The sequence below is a fragment of the Streptomyces chartreusis genome, assembly GCF_008704715.1.
GTDB classification, from domain to species: domain Bacteria; phylum Actinomycetota; class Actinomycetes; order Streptomycetales; family Streptomycetaceae; genus Streptomyces; species Streptomyces chartreusis.
Map to the genome: position 1 here is coordinate 3929640 of NZ_CP023689.1, position 25153 is coordinate 3954792.

The window sequence follows — 25153 nt, forward strand, 5'->3', positions numbered from 1 at the left end:
TCACCAGCGATCGCCGTCCCCTCGGTCGCCGCCCTCACGGCCGCCGTCCGCGCGCTCGCCGGAGCCGGCCCAGTCGTCCGAGGCCAGCCAGTCGTCGGAGTCCGCGCGATCGCCGTCGTAGGAGGACGTGCGGTCGTCGGCGTAGGAGGCCGCGCGGTCGTACGGGTTCGTCGCCTCGGTCCGGTCGTAGGTCTCGGCCCGGTCGTCGGAGCCGGACCTGTCGTACGAGTCGTACGAGTCGGCCCGGGCATAGGCGTCGGCCCGGTCATAGCTCTCGTCGTAGGAGCCGGTCCGCTCGTACGGGTTGCCCGTGCCGTGCTGCTCCGTCCTCGCCGTGTCCGGGTCCGTGCCGTCGGGGCCGGAGCCGTGCCGGGCGCGGACGGTGTGCACGACGCCCACCCGCAGCGGGGTGAGCCGCACCAGTCCGGCGTAGCGGCCCGACGACGTCCACAGGACCTGCTCCGGGTGCACCGAACCGCTCGCCCGCCAGGACTTCTCGACCTCGTCGCGTACGGCGCCCGGGGCGAACCGGAGCCAGGTCGCGGACGCCGGGTCGCGGCTGAGCAGCGTGCCCTGCTCGGGGGTGGACAGCTGCACCACCGCCTGCCGGTCGGCGTCCGCGCCGACCAGTTCGGCCAGTCCGTGCGGGTCGGTGCCGAGCAGGTTCGCCGAGGTGGCACGGACGCGGCGCGGGGCGGCGAACGGCGGCGGCGCCAGCACCCCGTTGTGCTGGAGGTGGTGGCGGGCCGTGGACAGCAGTTCGCGGACCCGCTCCTCGGTGCGCCGCACGGCACGCGCGCCGGCCTGCCCGCGCTCGACGGCGCCCCAGTAGTGCTTCATGGCCTCCAGGGCGGCGTCCGTCAGATCGGCGGACAGGGTGGCGACCAGCTCCGGTCCGCCCTCACCGCTCTCCCGCTCCAGCCAGCGCGGCACCTCCTTGGGGCGGTCCCCCCAGCCGGTCCCGGCGCCCTTCGCCCGCTCCCGGTCCCCGTCGCGGCCCTTGTCGTCGCCGGAGTCGTCCCACTGCTCGCCGTCCTCCCAGGCGTACATGCTCGCCCAGTCGCCGTCCCCGTCGTCGGCCCCGGCGTAGGCGTCGTCCGGTTCGAGGTCGGGGTCGCTGGAGAGCCAGTCGTCGTCGCCGTGCGCGCCGGCACCGGAGGCACCGGACGCCGCGCCGGCCGCGAGCCGCGCCGGCTCGGGCACGGCCTCCGCCTCCGCCGCGGCAGCCGTCGCCCGCAGCATCCCGGCGACGGAGCGGGCGGCGTCGGCGCAGTACAGGCGCTCCTCGACGGCCCAGTGCTCGCGGACCGCCTCGGCCAGCAGACCGTCCAGACCGTCGAGCGCCCGGCGCAGTACGGCGGTCGTGTGCCCCGGGGCCCAGGCCGCGGCCGCCGCCCGCCACAGCCGGCGTGCGGTCTCCACCGCGATCCCGAGTCCGGTCAGCAGCCCGATCGTGCCCATCCAGACCGGCGAGTCGGTCGCGTACCCCACTCCCGCGCCGACCGCGGCGCCGCAGAACGCCGCGACCCTCGGCGCGACGGCCCAGCGGCCGGGACGCCCCGCGCCCCGCAGCCGGACCGCCCCGAGCATCGCCATGCCGACGAACAGCAGCGGCACGAGGACCGCGAGGGCGAGGAACGGCCCCGACCACAGCGCGCCGAGCAGGCCCGCGCCGGCCGCCGCCAGCGGTCCGGCCACCGGCACCCCGGGCACCTCGGGGCCGGCCGCTCCCGCCGTCTGCCGGGCCACCGACTCGGCGGAGTGCGGGGCGAGTTTCGGCAGCAGTGCCGAGCCCGGCACGGGCTCCACGCGGCCGGCGAGTCCGGTGAAACGCTGCGCGACCGAGCGCAGGGCGAGGCCCTGACCCAGCAGCTTCAGGGCGAACTCCCGCAGCCCCTCCCCGATCCGTTCGCCCATGCCCTCGGCGGAGGGCACCCGCAGCCCGAGGGCCGCCAGCCGGGTCGCCGACTCGGCCGCGGACGGGGCCGTGCCGCCGCCGCTGCGCAGGGCCGTGGCGACGAGGTCCCGGTAGTTGTCGAGCGCCTTGCGCGCCTGGTCGACCTCCGTCTCGAACGTCTCCCGGCGGGAGGCCCGCAGCAGGCCGGGCAGGGTGCGCAGCCCGGCCATCGCGTCGTCGGCGTAGTCGAGGGCGTCCGCGCAGGCCCGGTAGGCGTCGTCGGCGATGCCGCCGGGCTCCCGGTGACCCAGGTCCCGGTCCCGGCGGCCGGCCACCAACCCCCGCAGCGGCTCCGGGAGATCGGCTCCGGAGGAGGCGGTCAGCACCACGTCGGGCGCCAGGTCGTCGTCCGCCCCGGCGAACCGGGTGAGCGCGTCGCGCCAGGCCCGGTCGCGCACCTCCGGCGGCAGGTCCTGCTCCAGCAGCCGTACGCCGGGCGCGGCGACGGCCCCGGGCAGCGCCTGGATGCCGTCGAGCACTCCGAGGTAGACGTCCGGGACGGACAGGGCGTCCACCAGGACCGACAGTGCGTCCGGGTCGTCGGGTGCGGGCTGCTCCAGCGCGGTGCGGGCGGAGCGCAGGTCGCCGGCCCACAGCAGCCCGCTGCCCGAGGCCCGCAGCACCGAGGGACGCAGCAGCCGGCGGTCTGGCTGGAAGCCGCCTTCCTCACCGGCGAACGAGCCCGGCGCGCTGCCCACCAGCAGGACGAGCAGCCGGACCTCGCCCACCGCCCGGTAGCCGGTGAGCAGTTCGTACTGCGTCTGGTGGTCGTTGAGCCCGGCCGGGGTGTCGACCACCAGGAACAGCGGGTCGTCCGGTTCGGGCAGCCCGGCCCGGCCCAGCTCCTGGGCGACCCTGGCCCGCAGCGCCGAAGGGCTGTGCAGTGCGGCGGCCCCGGCACGCAGGTCCAGGTGGATGACGGTGCGGAAGGCCTGAGGCGTGCTCACTGCGCGTCACCGTCCCAGGGGTTGCTGCGGCCGGAGTCGCCGGAGCCGTCCTCGGCGCCCCAGGTGCCGCCCCGGCGCGGGTCGGTGGGCTCCGCCTCGTCCCAGGGCGCCCGCCGCCGGCCGCCCTGCCCGTCCGCGCCCCGGCGGTCGTCGAGGTCGGGATCGACGTGGTCGTCACGCCGACGGCCGCCGCCGAACCTGCCGTGGCCGTCACTGTCGTCGGCCGCGCGGCCGTAATCCTCCCGGTCACCGCCGGAACGGCCGTAGTCGTCCCGGTCACCGCCCGAACGGCCGTAGTCGTCCCGGTCACCGCTCGGCCTGCCGCGGTCGTCACCGGCCTCGTGACGGCTGCCGCCCGGGCGGGGGCCCGTCGGGCCGTCGCGGCGCTCGCTCCAGCTGTCGCGGCTCTCCCGTTCCGGCTCGCCGCGTTCGTCGCCGTACGAGCGCCCGGAGTCGTACGACCTGCCCGAACCGGACGGCTGGTCGTGGTCGTCGTCCCGACCGCGGCCGCCCGGCGGGACCGGTGCCGTGCCCCAGTCGTCCTCGTCGGTCGACGGGCGGCGGGGCGGCGCGTAGTCCTCGCGGGAGCGGGGGTCGGCAGGGGTGCCGCCGCGGACGTGTTCCAGCAGGGTGCGCAGGGTCGGCTGGACCGCGCGCTGGTCGCCGAACTCGGTGTCCAGCGCGGCGGGCAGGGTCTCCGCCCAGAACTCCCACAGCGGGCGCACCCAGCCCTCGATCCGCTCGCCGCCCTGCTCCCGGCGCTCCGCCAGCAGCTCCAGCTGGCGCGGGGCGACCTTCTCGACCAGGTCGACGAAGAGCGGATGCGGCTCGCTGCCGGCCCGGGCCAGGCCGACCGGCTGGGCCCCCATCAACTCACGGCAGTAGTCCTCGACGATCCGTTCGTCGTCCAGGACCGTCCAGCGCTCGTACGCCCGCATCAGCTCGGCCCAGCTGGACACCCCGCCGGGGAAGTCCCCGAGCCGCAGCCGTACGCCGGGGACGTGCGCGCCCTTCTCGGGGTGCAGCCGCAGCCGGATCCGGTCCGGCGAGGACGGGTCGCCGTCGACGACGTCCACCTGGCCGTTCCACATGCAGCACAGCAGGCGGTGCAGGATGACGCGGCGGTCCTCCTCGCTGCTGACCATCCAGCTGTCCCGGTAGCCGAGCCGCTGCCGCCACCGCAGGACGTCCTGGGCCTGCTCGGAGTCCTTGGCCCTGGCCCACTGGCGCAGCACCTTGCGGGCCTCGGGCACCTGGGTGAGGCTCATCTCGCTGCGGAACAGGACGACGGTGATGGAGTCGCTGTCCACGCCCCGGTACTCCACGGAGTTCTTCGCGTCCGAGGGCAGCCGCAGCGTCTTGCCGAGGAACTCCTGCACCTCCTCCACGGCCTGAACCCGTGGATAGGTGACCAGGACGCGGAGAAGTCCGGTGCCCTCGGGGGTGAATCCGACCGGCAGCAGCCCGGTCAGCTTCCGGCCGAACAGGTCGAGGGCCTCCTTGCTGACCTGGTCCTTGGCGTCCGCGTCCCCGGCCGCCGCGGCCAGCAGCGTGCCCATGGACGGCAGCAGCGGCCGCTCCTCCAGATGTGCCCCGCTCTCGGCGAACAGCCGGGTGATCCGGGCCTCCAGCTGGCCCTTGACCCGGGCCACCGAGCCCTCCGGGTCGCGCCGGCTGAGCCCGTGGACCTGCCGCCAGGTGTCGCCGTCGACCAGCTTGAGCAGCAGCGCCGACTCGTCGTCGTTCTCACGCAGGCCCTCCCGGCGGATCAGCCGGGTGACGACGTCCTCGTAGAAGTGGTTGAGGGTGCGCTGCGGCGGCAGCAGATACGAGATGCCGGTGCGGTCCTCGTACAGTTCGAGGCCCTTCTGCTGGGCGCTCTTGCGTTCCTGGTCGCTGTGCCGACGGAAGGCGCCGACCAGCCGGCCGAGGTCGGTGCCGGCCGCGTCGGCCTGCGGCTGCCAGTGCATCTGCTGCTCGCGCCAGGCCTCGTGCCAGACCAGCCGGCAGCGCCACTGGTACCAGGCGTTCTGCTCCTCGATGGCGGCCTGGACGTCGTCGTCGCCCCAGCGGGCGGGCGCCAGGCCTCCCAACTGGCCCTTGATCCGCGGGATCTTGGGCGGCTGCTCGGTCACCCCGGGCGGCCGCTGCGGGGTGCGGGCGCGGTGGTCCAGCATGCCGAGGAAGCCGAGCCGGGCGATGGGTTCCTCACTGTCGGGGACGCCCCTGACGATGCGTTCGGCGAGGAAGGGGTCCACGGTCTGGAGCAGCTTGTCGATGGCCGGGCGGGGGGCGAACCGGTCGGCCATCGCGATGGCCGCGCGCTCCGCCTCGGACCGCAGGTCGGACAGCAGCCGCTGCATGTCCGCGATGCGTTCGCCGAGCGCCTGCTCGATGCTGCGGCCCCCGCGCGGCAGCGGATCGGGCTCGGGCACCGGCAACTGCCTGCGTTCCCACAGCTCTTCGAGGTGGGAGTCGGCGAACAGCTGCCGGATCATCGGCACCGCCTCGTCCCGCAGCGCCGCGCGCGGCGCCTCCACGAGGTCGGTGACCGCGAGCCGCAGCAGCCGTCCGGCCACCAGGTCGGCGAGCTGGTCCATGGGCGCGGTCATGGAGGCGACCAGGCTGGTCGACACGCCTTGGCGGCCGATGCCGGTCGGGGAGACGGCGCTGCGCTGCACGCCGCGGTTGATGAAGCTGGCCGCGAAGGTCTGGAAGTCGTCGTCGGCGGCCATCTTCCGGCCCCGGGCGCGGCCGTCGCCCAGTTCGGTGCCGATCAGCGACATCACCAGGGACACGATGGAGCGGCGCAGGTCGTCGGCTCGGATGCCGGCGGTGGGGCTGAACAGGAACGCGGTGGGCAGGATGCCGGTGCGCAGCCGGATCGGGGTGGCTCCGGGATAGCGGACGCCGAGCCCGAGTTCCTGGTCGAGGTCGCCGATCTCGTGGCCCTCGGAGGGCGCGTTCTGCGTGTCCACCAGCCGGAACAGGTCGACCAGGGAGCGGGCCGCGTTCAGCTCGGCCTCGCGTCCGCCGCCGGTCGCCGCGGAGAACGACGACGGCATGACGACCAGCGGGTAGATCTTCACGCCGTCGAAGCGGCGCAGCTGGAAGGCGTGGTTGATGAGGTGCAGATAGTCGAGGAAGATCCCGGCGCCGGTGCCGCCGGCCACCGAGAAGGCGACGAACACGTCGCAGCCGTTGACCTTGCCGCCGCCGAGTTCGCTCAGTTCGCCCGCCGACTTGGCGATCGCGTCGATGGCCTGGAGCAGCGGTTCGAGGACCGGGCCGAGGCCGTGCCGCAGCGTGGCGAACAGGGCCGCCCGACCGACGGTGGGCAGTTGGCCGGCGCCGGCGTGCAGCGGGGTGACCTTGGGCTCGTCCATGCGCGGCGGCAGCCAGTCGGCGACCTCGTCGCGCAGCACCGCCCGGAGCATCTTGGTCACTTCCGGGGAGGCGTCGAAGTTCGGCAGCAGGTTGTGGGTGGCCCGGGAGGTCCGGGCGTACGCGGCCCGCAGCGACGGGTCCACGTTGAACTGCGGCAGCCGCTGGAGGTCGCTCTCGCTGTAGTCGGCGTACACGAACTGGAGGCAGTCGGGCAGCTGGAACGGGGCGTGGCCGCTCTGCCGGTGCAGTGCCATGCCGTCGGGTCCGCACAGCTCGGCGCGCAGTCTGCGTTCCAGTTCGGCACCGACCAGTCCCCCGGTGCCGCCCAGGCCGACGAACATCATCGGCTGGAAGATCTTCATGGTTTCCTCCCCGCTGTACGGCCGACGGGGGCCGCAGGTCTGTGCTGGGTACGTCCGTGACGCCGCGCGGCGGGCCGGCCGCGCGGCGGTGATGCGGTGAGGGCGGGCCGGGGGTGCCGGTTCCGGTCCGCCCCTTCGGTCACAGGAAGTCGTCGTAGGCGCCGCCGCCCGGGGCCGACGGCCTCGGGTCCGGGCCGCCGGCGAAGGCGCCCTGCGTCGGGCGGGGCCCCTGGCCGGGGGTCCCGCCGAGCGTGAGGCTCAGCGTGTCGGTCAGCTGGACCTGGCCGTTGGTGGGCAGCGGGATGCGGCTGCTGCCCTTGCGGACCACGGCGCCGCCCTCCCGCCTGCGCCGGACGGCGTACGGGCCGTGCGCGCGCCGTTCGATGCGCGGGCTGCGGTGGGCCTCGGCGACGGCGAACTCGTACCACTGCTTGTTGTTGCCGTGGCCGGCCCGGTGCTCGTTGACGACGGTGCCGTCCGCGGAGACCAGTTGCAGGATCAGCCCGGACGGGTCCCGCCGGCGCCTGCGCAGTCCCAGCCAGGCGACGGCGCCGACGACGGCCAGCGCGCCGGCTACGGCGCCGGCCACGAACGCCCACCAGTACTTGTCCCAGATCCCGGGCTCGGGCGTGACCCGTACCGAGACGGGGGCGCGTTCGAGGGTGCGGTCGTCGTCGGTGGTGTCGACGACGGTGAAGGTGCCGGAGAGGTCCAGGCCGTCGCCGAGGCGGTCGCCGAAGGCGCTCTTCGGGGAGACCCGGACCGTGACCTCGCGGGTGCCCTGCTCGCCGGGCTTGAGGGTGATCTGCTTCGGCTCGACGGAGAGCAGCCCGTCCTTCACGTCGGCGACGGACAGCCGCAGGGTGTGCGGGGCGTCGGTGGTGTTGCTGACGTCGAGCGTGCCGGTGACGGTGCCGCCGGGGTGGGTGCTGCCCGCGGGCAGTTCGAGCGGTGCCTTGACGGGCAGTTCGCCGGGCGCGACCTCGCCGGTCTCGCTGCGCGTGTCGGCGCTCAGCCCGGAGGCGGTCAGCGTGGCGCTCACCGTGAGCGCCCCGTCGGCGTCCTCGGGGATGGTCACCGTGCCGGTGAAGGAGCCGTCGCTGGCGTCGGGGTCGGGTCCCTTGCCGTTGTCGGCGAGGTCGAGCGCCTGCGCGGAGAACCCGTCGCCGGTCAGCTCGCTGCGCACACGCAGTCCCTCGTAGTCGCGCGGGTCCTTGATCTCGTAGCCCTCACGCGTCTGCAGCCGCATGGTCACCGTGACCTTCTCGCCGGCCTGCGGCGAGGGCGGGTCCATGGTGATGGCGCCGCGCAGCTCGCCCTGCCACAGCACGCTGACGGCGACCGGCAGCGAGCGGTGGCCCTCCGGGGCCTCGGCCTTCACCTTCCAGGTGCCGGGCAGCGGGTCGACGATCTTCAGTGCCTCGACGGTGCCGGTGCCGCCCGCCAGCTCGAAGCGGGATCCCTTGTAACGCCCGGAGGTGGTGGAGACCTTGTCGCCGGCCGGGTCGATGTAGGTGATCTTCACCTCGGGGTCGCCCTTGTCGACGACGATGCTGCCGACGGTCGCCAGCGGGGAGATGCCGATCTCCAGCGTGGCCGGCGGCCGCTTGCTGGGGCCCTCCTCGTGGCGCAGGCAGTGCGCGGCGGCGAAGATCCGCTCCAGCGTGCCGCCGACGTCCTTCGCCCCGTCGACCTTGTGGGCCCTGGGCGAGGCGGAGGGCAGTTCGACGCAGCCCTTCTGGTAGCCGCCGGCGGCGATCTGGTCGAGCTGCTTCTTGTCCGGGTCGGAACCGAAGCCCAGCGGCCAGATCTGGACGTTCTGCGCGGCGGCCTCCTTCAGCGCCGCCTTCAACTGGCGTTCGCCCTCGGCCGCGCGGTGCGCGGGGTCGCCGTACTTGAAGCTGTCCTCGACGTCCATCTTCCCGTCGGTCAGCAGGAACAGCACCCGGGGCACCGAGGCGTCGGAGCCGTCGGTGAGGTCGTCCACGCCCTGCCGGATGGCGGTCGGCAGGTCGGTTCCGGTGCCCTCGCTCTTCTTGCGGCCGCGCAGTTCGTCGACGCAGCGGCCGACCTCCTCGCGGCCGGCCGCGTCGAGCGTGGTGCGCGGGCACACCGGGTCCACCACGCGCTGGCCGGCCTTCTCCGCGGCGGCGAAGCCGAACACGGTGACCTGCGAGGACGAGGAGACGTCGCCGAGCGCGATCCGCTTGGCGGCGGCCTTCTCGGCCCTCATGTCCTCGGGTGCGAGGCTGGCCGACTCGTCCACGGCCACCGCGTAGTTGACGGCCGGGAACGCGGGGGTGGAGTCCGCCGCCGGCACCGGATCCTGACCGGCCGGTGCCAACAGGGACACGAACACCGCGGTGCCGCCGAGCACCGAGGCCGCGGCCCGGCGCACCCGTGGCCTTCCTGTCTGCCGTCTTCCCGTGACTCTTCCCACGGCCGTCCCCTTGGTCTTCGACATACGTGCGTGAGGTTCGTTCTTGCGCTGCGTTCTTGCAGTTCGTGCTTGCGGTTGGTGCCTCAAGTTCGATCCGGAGGTTCTTGATTCACTTGTGGCGTGCAGGTGATGACGCGTGTGCGTCGCCTTCGGTGCGCGTTCGTGCCGTGTACGGCGATGCGTTGGCGCGGGCGCGGTGGTACATCCGTTGTGCGCGCGCCCCCGTGATCAGCCCGAGGTCAGCCCCCAGAGCACGGCCAGCGCCGCCGACGGGGCGAGCGCGCCCACCCCCCAGCGGATGGCCCGGTACTTGGCCGACAGGATCGAGCTGACGTCGACGGCCTGGACGAGGAGCCACTTGGCCGGGTCGCGCCCGGCCTCGCCGACCCGGACGGACAGCCCCGCGAGGTCGCGGGTGTCCACCAGGTCGCCGAAGTACGTCACCCCGGCGCCGCCCCGGACCGTGCCGGTGCGCGGCATCAGCGCCGCGACCAGCGCGGCCACCGCGACGGCCCAGAGCACGCCCGACGCGACCAGCGTCAGGTCGGCGAGCCCGTCCCAGCCGGGGGCACCGCGCCACCCGGCCAGGAAGGCGGGCAGCGCCAGCGTGCCCGAGAGGAGCACGGCCGCCTTGGAGTCGGCGCGGCCGAGATCCTCCCGCACCGTCGCCAGCAGCCGCTCGGCGACGATGCGCTCCCCCGCCCGGTCGTTGCAGTGCCGACCCCCGTCCGGCACAGGCACGACCGGGTCGGGGGAGGTCCGTGCGCCGTCACCGGCGCTCATCGGTCCTCCTCCGCCCAGGACCAGCCGTCGTCCTCGGCGCGTCTGCGCCGACGCGACCGCTCCCACTCCCGCTCGTCGTCCGGGTAGTACGGCTCCGGCCGGTAGGTGCGGGGCCGTTCGCCGGAGCGCGGCCCGTCCTCCGGCCCGTCACCGGGTACCGGTCCCCCGGAACCGAGCTCCGGCCGCCGCGGCAGCCGCCGCACCTCGACCTCGTCGTCGGGGTGGTAGGGCTCGGGCCGGTGGTCCGGACGACGGTCCCGGGAACGGGGCTCGTCGTCGTGGTCCGCGTACGCCCCCGGCCGGTGGTTCCGGGGCCGGTCGCGGATGCGCGGGTCGTCGTCGTGGTCCGCGGGCGGAGCGGGCCGGCGGCCCTGGCGTCCGTCCCGGGAGCGCGGCTCGTCGTCGTGGTTGCCGTAGGGGGCGTACGGCTCCGCGCGGTACGGCCGCCCGCGGGCCCCGGCGCGGGGCTCGTCGAACTCGGCGTCGTCACGCGGGTCGTACGGCTCGCCCCGGTCGGGACCGCCCCGTCCGGACCCGCGCCGGTCGGATCCGTACCGGTCGCCGCCGCGCCGGTCGGATCCGTACCGGTCGCCGCCGTACCGGTCGGAGCCGTACCCGTCGCCTCCGTACCCGTCGGAGCCGTATCCGTCGGGCCCGCCCCGGCGCGGTGCCGGCCGGTTGGGCCGTCGCCTGGGCGGCTCGTCCGAGGCCCAGTCCGGGTTGAACGGCCGGTCTCCGGCGGACGCCTCCAGCTCCCGGGGCCGGCGTGCGGGCACGGTACCGATGGGCCCCACCACGGGCCGCCCGTCGCCCTGGTTGAGCAGGTTGAGGACCTGCGTCTCCACGTCCACGGTGGCGAGTTCGCCCCGCTGGGCCATGGCGAAGAGCCGGGCGACCCGGTCCTTCTCGTCCTGCCTGCCCTCCTGGCGGATCTTCTCCAGGAAGTCCTTCGCACCCTCGGGATCGGCCGCCAGCATGAAGCTGAGCTGCTCCAGCTCGCCGCCCTGCAACATGCGCCGGTACGACTCCTGCCGCAGCCGGATCACCTTGGCCTGGGCGTGCGCGTCGCGCTCCTCGTCGGCGTGCTCGATGGTCCGGTCGTCCACCCGCAGCCGGACGTACAGCCGCACCCGCAGGCCGAGTTCGGAGCCGAGGTCGGCCCAGCGCCCGCCCGCGCACTCACGGGTGATCGCACGGTTGGCCTGCTCGGCCTCGGTCACCCGGTAGGTCGTGGTGACCTCCCGCAGCCGTTCCAGGACCGGCGAGGTGAGCCGGTTGGCGACGTCGGTGACGACCGCCAGGGCCGCCAGATGCGGATCGGTCACCGCCCACTCGATGTCCACCTCGGCCTTGAAGAAGGTGGTGCCGCCGGCGGCCGGCAACTCCATCTGCAGCGGTGTCACATAGGTGCCGAGCGCGATCTCGCAGATGCTGTGCGGCCGGGCCAGCACCGGCTTGTCCACGTGCTGGACCCCGGCGGCCCGCTTCACCGTGTAGCCGCCGTTCCGGTAGAACTGCACCACCGCCGAGCGCGGACTCACCCGTGGGTAGCCGTCCGTCAGCGGGTTGAAGTCCCGCAGGAACGGACCCGCGGGCGCCGTCGACTCGGGACCCTCCGTCTCCTCGGACCCGGGTGCCTCGTCCTCGTTCTCAGCCATACCTCTCCTCCTCCCGCGTCCTGTCCCGACGCGGCCTTGCCTGGCGCGGCCTGTCCTCCGGCTCCACGGCGAGCCACCACAGGTCGCGCGCCTTCGGCTCGGGGAGCGGCTTCTCCGGGTCGTTCATCATTCGGCGCAGCAGCCAGTCAAGGCGTCGCCGGTCGTGCTCCTCGGTCGACAGCGCGGGCAGCAGCGCCGCCAGCCCCTGCCGGGTCCACTCGGCGCCGCTCTTGCGCTCGGCCGAGCGCAGCAGCTCCTCCAGCGAGTCCATCGCCACGTCCTTCGACCGCGCCGTGTTGAGAGCGGTCCACATCAAGTCGGCCATCGCCGGCACCAGTTCGGGCCGGATGGCGGCGAGCGCGAGCAGCACCGGCCAGTCCCCGCGGTCCCCCCACGGGGAGTCGCTGCCCTCGGCCGGCGAGTCGGGGTCCATCAGCAGTTCGTCGACCGTGGTCAGGGCTAGCCGCACGGTCGCCGCGAGCCCCAGGTCCTGGTACGGCTCGCGCTTGTGGTGGGTCCACTCGGCCATCCGCTCCAGCACCTCGGCCGCGTCCGGCAGCACCAGCAGCCGTACGACGTTGTGGGAGGCGACGCTGACCAGTTCCCCGTCGTCGCGGACCCCGATCTTCGCGAGGGCGTCGAGGGTGTCGTCGGTCGTGGCGGCGGCGTTGCCGTAGCCCAGTGCCCAGGCCGCGGTCCAGCGCTGGGAGGCGGTGCCCTTCCTGCTCCAGTCGCCGACCAGCCTGTGCACGGCCTTGCGGTGCGAGTCGTGCCCGGCGGCCTGGTCCAGGGTGGTGGCCGCGAAGATCAGCCGGCGGTTCGTGGTGGCGTCGGCGAGCGGGCGGACCAGCTCGGTGTAACCGTGGTCGAAGTCCCGTACGCACAGCTCTCCGGCGGCGACCGCGGCGCGCATCCACACCTGGGAGCGCGGGTCGTCCGCGAGCAGCCGCAGCCAGCGCACCACCGGCGCCCGGACCGGGAAGTGCCGGTCCCACAGCTCGGTCAGCACGGCGGACGGCAGGGCGGAACCCCGGTAGAAGATCAGCCGCGCGGGCACGTCATGGCCGTCCACCTCGACCTTGCCGTCGGTCAGTTCGGCCCGCGAGAGCGCCACGTCGGCTTCCGGGTCGTCGCAGAACAGCGGGCGGGCCGGGGTGTTGTCCGGGTCGGACTGCACCGACAGTTCCCAGGTCAGCAGGTGGGCGGCGGCGGCCACGGCGCTGTGCGAGGCGCCGCCCAGCACGGCCAGCGCGATCCGGAAGGCCACCGGGTGGAACAGGGTCGCCGTGCCCGAGCGCGCCCGGGACCGGTCCGGCCGCTCCGGCTCGGCCGCCGGCACGGTCAGCGCGCGGTCCACGCCGGCGAACCACTCCTGGGCCTGCTCGGCGGCGATGCTGCGGCAGCCGGACAGCAGATCGTCGTAGGAGACGTCCCCCAGCACATGACCGGCCAGCAGCGACGCCAGCAACTCGGCCTCGGCGGGCCGCAGATCGGTCAGCCCGACCGCGTCGGTGACCTCGTCGCGGCCCGCGAGGTCCGCCGCGCGCGTCAGCAGGGCGTCCAGGGACGCGGCGTCCTCGCGTGCCTCGGAGGTACGTTCCTCCAGGCGTTCGCGCAGCCGCGTGGTGAGCAGTTCGCCGGTGGGCGCGGGCGGGCACAGCATGCCGTACCGCCCGGCGAGCAGTGGGTTCGCGGCCGAGCCGACGGTGACGACGATCACCGCGAAGGCTTCCCGGCGGGCCAGGGCCGCGGCGAGCTCGTCGAGGTCCATCTCGTCCGGGGGCAGCGCGTCGGGCCGGTTCAGGGACAGCTCCAGCAGATGGCCGGTGCCGTGCCACGCCTCACCGCCCTCGCCGTCGAGCGTCTCGGCCAACTGCCGGATGCCGCCGCCGGAATCGACCCGGCGCAGGCGGGCGGCGGACTCCTCGTCGGTGCCGTTCGCCGTGGAGGCGGTGACCTCGTCGAGCAGGGAGAGCGCCGTGCTCGTACGTCCCGTGCCGGGCGCGGCGCCCAGTACCAGCAGACGCCGGGCGCGCAGGGTGTTGCGCAGCCGTACGTACCCCTCCGGCGGCACGTGCGCCCTGCGCAGCCTGCGCAGTTCGTCCTCGGGGACGGGGCCGCTGCGCATGCCGGCGCCGGGGCGGCGGGCGCCCAGCATGAGGTTGATGTTGTCGCCGATGTGGGCGCTCTGGAGCCGTGAGTGGGCGAAGCTGATCAGGTCGCGGCGGACGTCGAACAGCTGCCGGGTGGCCCGGCGGGTGCGGGCGGCGGCGGCGAGGTCGGTGGGCCCCTCCTCGCCCTGGTCGTCGGCGAGGGGGTCGCGGGTGCGCTCCTTGAACCGGCCCGCGGCGCGCTCGCGTTCCGCCTCCCGCTCCTTCTCCTTCTCCGCCTCCTCGTCCTCGGCGGACTTCTCCTCGTCGGAGTCGTCCGCGTCGTCCCGGTCCCGGTCGTCGCGGTCCTTGCGGTCGTCGCCGCCCTTCCTGCCGTCCCGGTCCTTCTTGCCGTCCCGGTCCTTCCTGCGGTCGTCCCGATCGCGCTTGCGGTCGTCGCCCTTCTTGTCGTCGCCGCCCTTGCGGCCGTCGTCGGACGAACGGCCCCCGCCGGGCTGCTCCGGGGCGTCGTCCGCCGCGCCGCCCTGCTCGTCGTCGCTCACTCGGCTCAGCCCCTTCCCTTCTCGGTGGCCTGGTTGCCGGACCCGCCCATCTGCACGGTGCCGTGGTAGACGTTGTGCTCGTTATGGAAGGCGTCGCGCCTGACGTTTTGATGAATGCCGACGTGACCGGGCCGATGGCCCTCCATGTCCACGGCCTCGAACTCGTCCTCGCCGCCTTCGTCGACGTCGTCGTCGAGGCGCTCCTCGGCCGCTGCGGCCGAGTCGGGCCCGGAGGCCGCGGGCGCCGCCTCGGGGATCGCCGGGGCGGGCCGTCCGGGCAGCTGGAACCAGGCGGTGACCTCGCCCTCCTTGAGCGCCAGCCGGGCCGGTGCGTAGTGCGCGGGCTCGATGAACTTGCCGCCGGCGCTGACCACGTCCTCGTACAGGGACTGGGACGTCACCAGCACGAGGTCCGCCTTCTCGGCGTCCAGCAGCTCCCGGGCGACGGAGGAGTCGGCCAGCCGGCAGGCGAGGTCGACGGCACGGCCGCTGATGCCCCGCGCGTCGTGCCGGACCGGGCCGACGTGCATGCCGATGCGCAGCCCGAGCGGTACGGCCAGGTCGCGGTTCTCGTCCCGCAGCTTCTCGTGCACCTCGACCAGCCACAGTCCGAGCAGCCGGCTCGCCGCGATCCGCCCGGCGACCGACACCAGCACGCCGTCACCGCGGTCCTCCAGGTGCACGGCGTCGCGGGCGACCTTGGCGTGGGTGAACGCCGTCTCCAGCACCCGGTAGATCCGGGCGCGCATCCGCGGCTTGTCGACGTCGTCGTACTCGCCGGAACGTCTGGCGTCGACGCTGATCACCAACTCGTAGTGCGCCTCGGTGAGTTCCGGTGCGTCGTGGTTCACCCGTGCCCCCTGCATGATCTGTTCGCTTGCCGAAGAGGTGGTTCGTGCTGATGAGTGCCGGCCGATGAGCCTCGGCGACGACCGTCCGGACGGCCCGTGACGGGTCGTCGGCCGAAGGGTCCGTCCCCTCAGGGTCGGTGCCGGAAGGAGATGCGTCTGTAGCCGTTTACACACGGCGGGGCGTGGGTCTACTCCTGATGACCGTCCGCGAGAAGGGCGAGCAGCGCGGGGTCGAGGATCTCCACCATCCGGTTGCCGGTGCGCACGATGTTCTGGGTGCGCAGCAGCCGCAGCGCCTTGGCGACGGCTTCGCGGGTGGCCCCGATGGTGGCGGCCAGTTCGTCCTGGGCCAGCTGGACGACGGGGCCGGAGACGGCGGTGCCGCTCGACGGGGCCGCCGCGGACGGGGCGTAGGGGCCGGAGGTGTCGGCTCCGGACAGTTCGATGAGCCGGCCGGCCAGGCGTTGGAGCACGGTGAGCGAGGCGAGCGCGGACCGTTCCTGGTCGGCGCTGCGGAGCCGGAAGGTGAGCTGGCGTATCACCAGACCGCTCACCCGGGGGTGCAGGGCGAGGAAGCGGCGGAACGCGTCCCCGGATATGACCTGGGCCTCTATGGGACCCAGCGCGCGCACGGTGGCGCTGCGGGGATGCTGGTCCAGCGCGGCCATCTCGCCCAGCAGTTCACCCGGGCCGCGCAGGCCGAGTATCAGCCGGGTGGCCCCACGGTCCGTCGCCACGGACACGGTCACCCACCCCCGAATGATGATCACGACGTGACTGGACCGGTCGCCCTCGGTGAGGAGATGGGCATCGGCCGGATAGCGCTTGTGATGACCGAGGGCCATGACGCCCTCGTGCTCCTGGGGAGTCAGCGTCTGTGCGAACGCCAGCTCATTTCCGAGCAGCCCCATGGCCAGTCCCCCGCCGCAGTCCTGACGCCTGGATTTTCGATGGGTGTCGATGGTGGCAGGGCGAAGGTTCACGCCGAGCGGATTGCGCCATACCGGGGGTACTGGCCGGTAGTTACGGAATGCCAGGTTGGTCGCCCCGTCACCACACCCCTCCGTTACGTCCCGCCCCTCGCCGACCACGACGCATCGCACCCGGCACGCCCGCACCCGGGGGAACGACCGTGAGGTCAGACCCGACGCTCGGGCACGGAGCCGCCTCGACGCCGTGATTCGGTCAGCGGACGGAGAGTTGGCGAAAACTCGGGTTTGGGCTGTTACTGCGGTGATGACGTGGTGGTCGCCAGGTGAGGGGACGGTGAGTCGATCAGGGGTCGTGGGACGGGAAGGGTTCACGGCTGGCTCCGGTTCACGGCTGGGCTCGGGTGTGCTCCGGCGACGGCGTGCCTGATGCGTGGCCGCAGCGCCCTGTGTGCCGCCGTCAGCTTTCCGGGGTGGAGAGGAGGGAATGTTGAGGAAACCTGTACGGGCAGGTCGCGCGCGCTGGACCATGGCCGGTCGGACTGCAGGGCGGTGACGGAGGGACGGGCCGGTGGAGATCCGGTTGCTGGGGCCGGTGCGGGCATGGGCGGACGGCGCGGAGGTCGACCTCGGCCGGCCCCGTCAGCGGTGTGTGCTGGCGGTGCTCCTGATGGAGGCCAACCGCGTCGTACCGATCGAGACGCTCATCGACCGGGTGTGGGGCGAGGAGCCGCCGGCCTCGGTGCGCAACGTGCTCTACGGCTATGTCGGCCGCCTCAAGTCGGCGCTGCGCGAGGCGACGGACCCGGCCGCGAGCGGCGTACGGCTGGAGCGCACCTCGGGTGGCTACACGCTGCGGACGCCGCCCGGGCGGGTGGACCTGTACCGGTTCCGCGATCTGGTCGGCCGGGCCCGCGCCGAGGAGGCCGAGCGGGCGGCCGACGGCGACGAACGGGTCGCCGAACTCCTGGAGCGCGCGCTGGAGATGTGGCACGGCGAACCACTGACCGGGCTGACCGGGGCCTGGGCGCGGGCGACCCGGGACACGCTGGCGAGCGAACACGCCGGCGCCCTGCTGCACAGCCACGAGGTGCAGCTGCGCCGGGGACGCCATGCGGAGATCCTGCCCCGGCTGCGCGAACTGGCCGCCGACCGTCCGCTGAACGAACGGATGGCCGGGCAGCTGCTGACCGCGCTGTACCGGTCCGGGCTCCAGGCCGAGGCGCTCCTCCACTACGACGGCATCCGCAAACGTCTCGCCGAGGACCTGGGCGTCGACCCGGGGCCGGAGCTGCGGGCGCTCCACCGGCTCATCGTCACCAACGACCCGACGGTCGCCGCACCTTCACCGAAACGGCCCGCGGCACCGGCCGAACTGCCGCACGACGCCGCCGGTTTCGCGGGCCGCGCCGATGAACTCGCGAGGTTGCACGCCCTGCTGCCGCCCGGGCCGGACCCGGTGCAGGGGGCGGAGCAAAGCCCGGAGCCTGCCAGCACCGTGGTCATCTCCGCGATCGGCGGCGCCGCCGGCATCGGCAAGACCGCGCTGGCGGTGCACTGGGCCCACCAGGTGCGGGCCCGCTTCCCGGACGGCCAGCTGTACGTCAACCTGCACGGCTTCGACCACGACCGTCCGCCCCTCGCGCCGGGCGAGGCCCTGGAACTGCTGTTGCGGAGCCTGGGCCTTGAGGTGTCGGAGATCCCCCTGACCGAGGAGGCACAGTCCCGCGCCTACCGGAGCCTGCTGGCCGGCCGGCGCCTGCTCGTCCTGCTCGACAACGCGGCCTCCGCGGAGCAGGTACGTCCGCTGCTGCCCGGCAGCTCGTCCTGCTGTGTCGTCGTGACCAGCCGCAACCGGCTCGGCGACCTCGTCGCCCGCGACGGAGCACACGCCCTGGCGCTGGACCTGCTGCTGCCGGCCGAGGCCCGCGCGCTGCTGAGCGAGGCGCTCGGCCCGGACCGGCTCGCCGCGGAACCGCCCGCGGTGGTCACCGAGTTGATCCGGCTGTGCGGCAGCCTGCCGCTGGCCCTGCGGGTGGCCGCCGCACGGCTGGCCGGCGATCCGGGGCTGCGCGTGGCCGACCTGGTCGCCGAACTGTCGGAGGGCAGCCGGCTCCAGGCTCTGGCCCCGGACGACGAGGGCAGCTCACCCTTGCGCACGGCATTCGCGGCGTCGTACCGGAGGCTGTCGGACCGGGCACGGCTACTGTTCCGGCTGCTCGGGCACTTTCCCCGGGGGGAGTTCACCGCCGAGGCCGGCGCGGCCCTCCTGGACGACTCGCCGACGCAGGCCCGGCGGCTGCTCGGCAGTCTGGCGGCGGCGCATCTGATCGAACCCGCGACGGCGGGCCGGTACCGGTTCCACGACCTGCTGCGTGAGTACGCGCAGGAGATCGCGCAGGCGGAGGACTCGGCGGCGGACCGGGCGGCGGCGTGGGAACGCCTGCTGCTCTGGTACCTGCACGCCGCTCGATCCGCGGCGGGGACCGGCCTCTTCCCGGAGCTGCCCGGCGAGCTCGACCGCGGTGACCGCCGGGGCATGCCCTCCGCCGCCGAGGCCGCGCAGTGGCTCCAGGCCGAGCAGGCGAACCTGCTGGCGGTCATCCACCGTGCGGCCCGCCACGGTCCGCGGCCCGTCGCCTGGTACCTGACGGCGGCACTGTTCGGCTACTTCTGGCTCCATCTGCCGCGAACGCCCTGGCAGTCCACGGCCCGGACGGTACTGGAGGCGGCCGTCGCCGAGGACGACCTGCCCGGGCAGGCGGCCATGCACCACCACCTGGGAGTGATCTGGTGGGACAGGGGCCACGTCAAACAGGCCATGGCGCATCACACGCGTGTCCTGGAGATCAGCCGGTCCATCGGCTGGGCGGCGGGCGAGGTGGCGGGGCTCGGCGGCACCGGCGCCGTGGAATGGAGCATGGCCCAGCTCGACAGCGCCTACGAGCACGCCACGGCCGGCCTGCGCATCAACCGTGAGGCCGGGTACGACTACGCCGAGACGTTCGGGTTGATCATCCTGGGCGCGACCTGCCGGGATCTGGGCCGGCTGCACGAGGCCGCCGGCCACCTCGAACTGGCGATCCGCCGGAACGTGGGGGCTTCCTGGTGGGACGAGAGCCTGGCGCTCCAGATCCTGGGCTCGGTGTACTGGGAGCTCGGCCGCCTGACCGACGGCCTCGACGTCCTCGGTCCCCAGGTGGCCGCCGAGGAGAGGCGCGGCTACAGCAATGAGCGGGCCATGATGCTGGACGCCCTGGCGAGGATCAACATCGAGTTCGGCAACCACGACGAGGCACTGCTCCAGGCCGAGCGCGCCTTCGTCCTGGTCAAGCCCTCGGGACGGCACTGGGTCCGGGCGAACATCCTCAACACGGTCGCCGCCGCCCACGGAAGACTCGCGGACGTCGACCGATCGCTCCGGACGCACGGGCAGGCACTCGCCCTGGCCCGGGAGGCGAAACACCGCCGCACCGAGGCCCACGCCCTGCTGGGCCTGTCCCACACCCACCAGCAGCTGGGCCGCTACGAGGAGTCCCGCGCCCTCGCCCACCAGGCACTGGCCGTGGCCCGCGACCACTCCTTCGGCGTGCTGGAGGGCCTTGCCCTGACCGCCCTGTCGGCGACCGCCCGGTCGGAAGGGGCGGATGCCATGGCCGTCGAGGTCGGCACCGAGGCGCTCGCCGTCCACCGCCGCACCGGCCACCGGCTCGGCGAGGCCCGCACGCTGCTGGTCCTCGGCATGCGGCAGCAGGCCCTGGAGATCTTCGCGGACGTCGGCGTGCCCGCACAGGAGTAGAAAGCCCGCGGGCCCCGCACCGGTTGCTTCCGGTGCGGGGCCCGCGGCCGATGTACCGCTGGGGGTCGGCTCAGATGAGGCCGAGCGAGCGGACCGCCTCGCGCTCCTCCGCCAGCTCGGCGACGGAGGCGTCGATGCGGGTGCGGGAGAACTCGTTGATCTCCAGGCCCTGGACGATCTCGTACCGGCCGTCCTTGGTGGTGACGGGGAAGGAGGAGATGAGGCCCTCCGGCACGCCGTAGGAACCGTCGGACGGGATACCCATCGACACCCAGTCGCCGTCGGCGGTGCCGTTGACCCAGGTGTGGACGTGGTCGATGGCGGCGTTGGCGGCGGAGGCCGCGGAGGAGGCGCCGCGGGCCTCGATGATCGCCGCACCGCGCTTGGCGACGGTCGGGATGAAGTCCTCGGCGAGCCACTTCTCGTCGTTCACGACCTCGGCGGCGTTCTTGCCGGCGATGGAAGCGTGGAAGATGTCCGGGTACTGCGTGGCGGAGTGGTTGCCCCAGATCGTCAGGCGCTTGATGTCGGCGACCGTCGAGCCCGTCTTCTTCGCGAGCTGGGTCAGCGCGCGGTTGTGGTCGAGGCGGGTCATCGCGGTGAAGCGCTCGGCCGGTACGTCCGGCGCGGCGGCCTGCGCGATGAGCGCGTTGGTGTTGGCCGGGTTGCCGACGACGAGGACCTTGATGTCGTCCGCGGCGTGGTCGTTGATGGCCTTGCCCTGGGGCTTGAAGATGCCGCCGTTGGCCTCCAGCAGGTCACCGCGCTCCATGCCCTTGGTGCGGGGGCGGGCGCCGACGAGGAGGGCGACGTTGGCGCCGTCGAAGGCGACGTTCGGGTCGTCGCTGATGTCGATGCCCTCAAGAAGCGGGAACGCGCAGTCGTCGAGCTCCATGGCCGTGCCCTCGGCCGCCTTGAGCGCCGGCGTGATCTCGAGAAGTCGCAGCCTGACCGGCACGTCCGCGCCGAGCAGCTGGCCGGAGGCGATGCGGAAGAGCAGGGCGTAACCGATCTGGCCGGCCGCGCCGGTGACGGTGACGTTCACGGGAGTGCGGGTCATGGCGTTCTCCGTATGACAGCTGGCGGTGGGGCGTCTCTGCCCCCGGGGTGCGGGACCTAGGCCCTGTCGACCTAGAGATGATCGATCTCTTGGCGTCGAGAGATCCACCGGTCAGGCTATCGCGCATCCGGGATCCCGCACGGCCGGGTCCGTGTGGCCCACCCCACAGGACGACCGCGGGCGCACAAAAGGGGGCGGCCGCCCGGTTCGGGAGAGGTAAACCCGGGCGGCCGCCTGTGGGGGTACCGATGCCGGACTCCCGTGGGGGTACGGTGCGCGTGCCCACTTTGCGCGGTGGCATTCCTGCCCCACCGGAATTCTTTTCGCCCGCGCGGGCGAGCCGCGGCGACTGGACGGCGAGGGCTCGCACACGGCGTGGACGACCCCTGGAACGCGAACGGTGACCGAAGGGGCCGCGCCCCCTCGGTCACCTCACCATCGGCCTCGGCGGCGCCCCGCTACTGCGTGCAGCCCTCCGGACCCGCAGCCAGCGTCGCGCAGGCGATCGCCTCGCCCGCGTCCTTCACGGCCACCATCGGCGTGTACGCGATCGTGTCGCCGGCGACCGTGATCGAACCGGTCTCCTTCGCCTTGCCCGCCGTCACGGCCACCTCGTCGCCCTGCGCGGCCTGCGTGACACGTCCCCACGCCGCACCGCACGTCTTGCTGTAGCGCACCTCGACCACGGCCGTGCCGACGGTCGCGGTCGCGGCGGTCGTCACGAGGTCACCGCTGCACCCCATGGCCTCCGCGTCCTTGCCGGTGCAGGAGGCGCCGCTGCACTTCACGCCGGGCGGCAGGTCGGTGTCGGCCGAGGCGGTCGGCGAGGGCGACTTGGCCGCCTCGTCGTCCTTCTTGCCGCTGCCGCCGTCGGTGAAGTAGAACACCGCGGCGATCACGACGAGGACCCCGACGACTCCCGCGAGGAACATCGTCAGCCGGCGCTTCCCGCCGCCCCCGCCGGAGGACCCGGCCCCCGGACGCGGCCCCTGCGGCGGCTCGCCGTACGGACTCGGCGTCCCCGGTGTCCACGCGGGCCCCGACTCCGCGGCGGACGGCCCGGACACACCGGAGGCGCCGGACGCACCGGTCGCTCCAGCGGCACGGCCGCCGCTGCCCGTCGGCGACGGCCCCCGATACCCCGCGAGGCCCCACGAGTTGGCCCCGGAGGCCTCGGCGTCCCGGGCGTCACCCCCGCCGGCACCCCGTACGGGGGCGTCCCGGACCGAGGAGTCGCGGGTCTCGGGCGCCGTGGGCTGCACCGGCACGGACGGCGGCACGGTCGGTGCCACACCGGCCGGACCGGCCACCCCGGGCTTGGGCGCGGTCGTGGCGCTGCCGGCGCGGTGCGCGCCCTTGCCCGCCTTCGCGCCGCCCTTGGCGTTCGCCGGGGGCGCCCCGAACTCGCTCAGGGCCGCGCGGGCCTGGGAGATCCGGATGGCCTCCATGGTCATGTCGTGACGCATCTCCGAACGGCTCCACGCACGCTCGGCGAGCTCCCACATGGTCGTCAGATGAACCGGATTCGTACCCGTGACCTCGGCGAGCGCCACGATCGCGCCCTTGGGCGCGAGCAGCCGCCCGTTCAGGTACCGCTCCCAGGACGTCTTGCTGTATCCCGTGCGGTCGGCCAGCGCCGCGATGCTCAGACCACTGCGGTCCACGAGCCGACGCAACTGGCTCGCGAACTCCCTGACCTGCGGATCCAGTTCATCCGGCAAGGCCCTCCAACGAGGCATTGCTTCCCCCCTCTTCCCCCCGGTTCGTGCTGGTGTTTCACGCGATCCCCCGCGCGTGGTGCCCTCTGCCGAGTCCCCGATGTGGCTACCCAAAGGGATGCGCCCAGTAAGGATCTCAGTTCCCGGGGTGGGGGCGCACGGGAGCATCGGGACTGTGGGCATGCACCGTCGCACGCCCGTAGGACAGCGTCCAGTGTTCCACCGGCTTCCCTTGCCGACGGACACAACCCTGGCAGTAAGCCCTTACAGACAAGCGGGACGCCCCGGACGTCCCGATCGACCACGCTAGCCCGCTCGCTGACCGAATTCCTTGCAAATCCGCGAACTTGTCAACACATCGACACACAGAAGGCACATAGGCGATCACTCGCGCAACATGTCTGACATTCGGGCAAGTCGGACCCGGCCGCCCCGGCGGGCTCACCCCAGCGCAACGGCCCCGATCACGACCGCCAGCACCAGGAACACGGCGAGCCCTACGGCCACCATCAGCAGCCGGCGCGACGGCGGCCCCGACGTCTTGGGCGGCGCGTCCCACCAGGGCAGGGTGGGGTCGTCCTCGTACTCCTCGCCCTCGGTATCCGCACGACCGACGGCCGGCGCCGAGCCCTCGGACCTCTCCGGCACCGTGACCGGCTTGGGCCACGCCTGCACGGCCAGTTCCCAGCGGACCCCGAAGCGCTCCGCCTCGTCCTTGTCGATCCCCGCCACCCGGCACAGCGCGACGACCGCCTGCCGGGGCGGTGGCTGGGTGGCGTTGAGGTACCGCTGCCAGGAGGACTTGCTGTACGCGGTGCGCGCGCCCAGCGCGACCAGGCTCAGGCCCGTACGGTCCTTGAGCTGCCGCAACTGCTCCACGAAGTGCCGCACCTCCGACGGCAGATCGTCGGGCAGCGGCTGCCACGCACCCATCGCTCACCTCCGAACCGGCCCCGATCGGGTGACGACACGACACGGCGCATTGGTTCCCCGGACGTGACCGACGTAGCGGAACGGTCACTTCCGTGCCACAGCGCACTGACAGGCGTTGAACAGCCCCTTCGCCGTGCCCGAGGGTTGACGCGGACGGCGGTCCGTCCTTCCTCGGGGGAGAGGACGGACCGCCGTCATGGCGAACGCTCCTAGTTCTCCACCGTGAAGTGCAGCGCGTCCTTCAGGAACGGCACCGTCAGCAGCGGATTCGGCTGCGCCATCAGCGCCAGCAGCACGATCGCGAGGCCCAGCACGCCGTACGTCACCATGTCGGTGAAGCGGGACCGTACGGCGAGCATGCCGACGCTCGGCAGCAGCCACCGCATCACCGCACCGGCCAGCAGCGCCGAGCCGATCAGCACCGTGCCGACGCGGAACTCGTCGAGTGCGGTGACCAGCAGGCCGACGCCGACGAGTCCGAGGACGACGAGGATCGGCCACTGCCGGGCGGGGGCCGGCAGATCGCCGGACGCCGCGCGGCCGCCGCCCTCGGGGCGTGCCGTGTCACGGGTGAACAGCGGGAAGCGACGGGTGGTCCGGCGGGGCCGGCCCTCCGCGTCGGGCGCGCTCACCGGGTCCCGGACCTCGATCTCCTCGACGTCCTCGGTGGGCCCGGTCTCCTCGGCGTCCTGGATCTCCTGCGCCTTTCCGGCGCCCGGCTCAGCCGACACTGCGCTCCGCCGCCTCGACCACGTTGACCAGCAGCTGCGCCCGGGTCATCGGGCCCACACCGCCGGGGTTCGGAGAGATGAAGCCGGCCACCTCGGCGACGCCGGGGTGGACGTCGCCCACGATCTTGCCGTCGGCGCCCCGCGAGACACCGACGTCGAGGACGGCCGCGCCGGGCTTGACGTCCTCCGGGCGGACCAGGTGGGCGGAGCCCGCGGCGGCGACGATGATGTCGGCGCGGCGCAGGTGCGAGGCCAGGTCACGGGTGCCGGTGTGGCACTGCGTGACGGTCGCGTTCTCGCTGCGGCGGGTCAGCAGCAGCGGCATCGGGCGGCCGATGGTGACACCGCGGCCGACGACCACGACCTCGGCGCCCTTGATCTCCACGCCGTACTGACGGAGCAGGGTGAGGACGCCGTTGGGGGTGCAGGGCAGCGGGGCCGGCTCGTTCAGGACGAGACGGCCGAGGTTCATCGGGTGCAGGCCGTCGGCGTCCTTGTCCGGGTCCATCAGCTCCAGGATGCGGTTCTCGTCGATGCCCTTGGGCAGCGGCAGCTGGACGATGTAGCCGGTGCAGGCCGGGTCCTCGTTGAGCTCGCGGACTACGGCCTCGATCTCCTCCTGGGTCGCCGTGGCGGGCAGTTCGCGCTGGATGGAGGCGATGCCCACCTGGGCGCAGTCGCGGTGCTTGCCCGCGACGTACTTCTGGCTGCCGGGGTCGTCCCCGACGAGGATCGTGCCGAGTCCGGGCGTGACGCCCTTCTCCTTCAGCGCCGCCACGCGGGCGGTCAGGTCCGACTTGATCGCGGCTGCGGTGGCCTTGCCATCGAGAATCTGGGCGGTCATGACTCCCATCTTCCTGGATGACGCCCTCCCGGTTCCAATCCGGGTCCCACGTGGCCTCCGTCACCCCATCCACACCCGTATCCGCCCATGATCAGCGATGT

General features: G+C 73.5%; 14 protein-coding genes. 1 reads left to right on the plus strand and 13 read right to left on the minus strand.

Annotated elements, in window-relative coordinates; all coding sequences use genetic code 11:
- From CP983_RS16665 to CP983_RS16700, 8 genes are all read right to left on the minus strand, one after another.
- Positions 1–2904, minus strand: coding sequence for a hypothetical protein (locus CP983_RS16665; RefSeq protein ID WP_150500204.1), 2904 nt, complete (start codon positions 2902–2904; stop codon positions 1–3).
- On the minus strand, positions 2901–6653 hold the full coding sequence (locus CP983_RS16670; RefSeq protein ID WP_150500206.1) for a tubulin-like doman-containing protein: 3753 nt from the start codon (positions 6651–6653) through the stop codon (positions 2901–2903). The genes CP983_RS16665 and CP983_RS16670 overlap by 4 nt, the downstream gene beginning before the upstream one ends.
- Positions 6654–6792: 139 nt before the next feature.
- Positions 6793–9051, minus strand: coding sequence for a VWA domain-containing protein (locus CP983_RS16675; RefSeq protein WP_229914927.1), 2259 nt, complete (start codon positions 9049–9051; stop codon positions 6793–6795).
- Between the two features lie 270 nt (positions 9052–9321).
- Positions 9322–9876 (minus strand): Pycsar system effector family protein, encoded by a 555-nt coding sequence (locus CP983_RS16680; RefSeq protein WP_150500210.1) that lies wholly within the window; start codon positions 9874–9876, stop codon positions 9322–9324.
- Positions 9873–11534 (minus strand): hypothetical protein, encoded by a 1662-nt coding sequence (locus CP983_RS43990; protein WP_167537714.1) that lies wholly within the window; start codon positions 11532–11534, stop codon positions 9873–9875. The genes CP983_RS16680 and CP983_RS43990 overlap by 4 nt, the downstream gene beginning before the upstream one ends.
- Positions 11527–14187 (minus strand): hypothetical protein, encoded by a 2661-nt coding sequence (locus tag CP983_RS16690; RefSeq protein WP_150500212.1) that lies wholly within the window; start codon positions 14185–14187, stop codon positions 11527–11529. Before CP983_RS16690 ends, CP983_RS43990 begins: the two co-directional genes overlap by 8 nt.
- A gap of 5 nt (positions 14188–14192) precedes the next feature.
- Positions 14193–15038, minus strand: a complete 846-nt coding sequence (locus CP983_RS16695; RefSeq protein WP_229914928.1) for a nucleotidyl cyclase domain-containing protein — start codon at positions 15036–15038, stop codon at positions 14193–14195.
- A 188-nt stretch (positions 15039–15226) separates the two neighbouring features.
- Positions 15227–15949 carry a Crp/Fnr family transcriptional regulator gene (locus tag CP983_RS16700; protein WP_093747046.1) on the minus strand — a complete coding sequence of 241 codons (723 nt, stop codon included), beginning with the start codon at positions 15947–15949 and terminating at the stop codon, positions 15227–15229.
- A 589-nt stretch (positions 15950–16538) separates the two neighbouring features.
- On the opposite strand from CP983_RS16700, the gene CP983_RS16705 reads away from it, so the two are divergent.
- Positions 16539–19766, plus strand: a complete 3228-nt coding sequence (locus CP983_RS16705) for an AfsR/SARP family transcriptional regulator (RefSeq protein WP_150500214.1) — start codon at positions 16539–16541, stop codon at positions 19764–19766.
- Positions 19767–19836: 70 nt separating this feature from the next.
- Here CP983_RS16705 and CP983_RS16710 read toward each other — a convergent pair whose 3' ends face one another.
- The 5 genes from CP983_RS16710 to CP983_RS16730 all read right to left on the minus strand — a co-directional run bounded on the left by CP983_RS16710 (position 19837) and on the right by CP983_RS16730 (position 25052).
- Positions 19837–20826 (minus strand): malate dehydrogenase, encoded by a 990-nt coding sequence (locus CP983_RS16710; protein ID WP_107903919.1) that lies wholly within the window; start codon positions 20824–20826, stop codon positions 19837–19839.
- Positions 20827–21284: 458 nt separating this feature from the next.
- A complete protein-coding gene (locus CP983_RS16715) occupies positions 21285–22565 on the minus strand; it encodes a helix-turn-helix domain-containing protein (protein ID WP_150500216.1) in 1281 nt (426 codons plus the stop codon).
- 420 nt (positions 22566–22985) lie between these two features.
- Complete coding sequence (locus tag CP983_RS16720) at positions 22986–23477, minus strand: helix-turn-helix domain-containing protein (protein WP_150500218.1); 492 nt, start codon at positions 23475–23477, stop codon at positions 22986–22988.
- A 209-nt stretch (positions 23478–23686) separates the two neighbouring features.
- Positions 23687–24172: a DUF3017 domain-containing protein gene (locus CP983_RS16725; RefSeq protein WP_167537888.1), complete on the minus strand. Its 486-nt coding sequence runs from the start codon at positions 24170–24172 to the stop codon at positions 23687–23689.
- Positions 24173–24197: 25 nt separating this feature from the next.
- Positions 24198–25052 carry a bifunctional methylenetetrahydrofolate dehydrogenase/methenyltetrahydrofolate cyclohydrolase gene (locus CP983_RS16730; RefSeq protein ID WP_107903926.1) on the minus strand — a complete coding sequence of 285 codons (855 nt, stop codon included), beginning with the start codon at positions 25050–25052 and terminating at the stop codon, positions 24198–24200.
- Between the last annotated feature and the right edge of the window lie 101 nt (positions 25053–25153).

Bases quoted from the DNA above. Each gene is read 5' to 3' on its own strand.
- CP983_RS16670 (WP_150500206.1), bottom strand. From the start codon at position 6,653: ATGAAGATCTTCCAGCCGATGATGTTCGTCGGCCTGGGCGGCACCGGG.
- CP983_RS16680 (WP_150500210.1), bottom strand. From the start codon at position 9,876: ATGAGCGCCGGTGACGGCGCACGGACCTCCCCCGACCCGGTCGTGCCT.
- CP983_RS43990 (WP_167537714.1), bottom strand. From the start codon at position 11,534: ATGGCTGAGAACGAGGACGAGGCACCCGGGTCCGAGGAGACGGAGGGT.
- CP983_RS16700 (WP_093747046.1), bottom strand. From the start codon at position 15,949: ATGGGGCTGCTCGGAAATGAGCTGGCGTTCGCACAGACGCTGACTCCC.
- CP983_RS16710 (WP_107903919.1), bottom strand. From the start codon at position 20,826: ATGACCCGCACTCCCGTGAACGTCACCGTCACCGGCGCGGCCGGCCAG.
- CP983_RS16715 (WP_150500216.1), bottom strand. From the start codon at position 22,565: ATGCCTCGTTGGAGGGCCTTGCCGGATGAACTGGATCCGCAGGTCAGG.
- CP983_RS16720 (WP_150500218.1), bottom strand. From the start codon at position 23,477: ATGGGTGCGTGGCAGCCGCTGCCCGACGATCTGCCGTCGGAGGTGCGG.
- CP983_RS16730 (WP_107903926.1), bottom strand. From the start codon at position 25,052: ATGACCGCCCAGATTCTCGATGGCAAGGCCACCGCAGCCGCGATCAAG.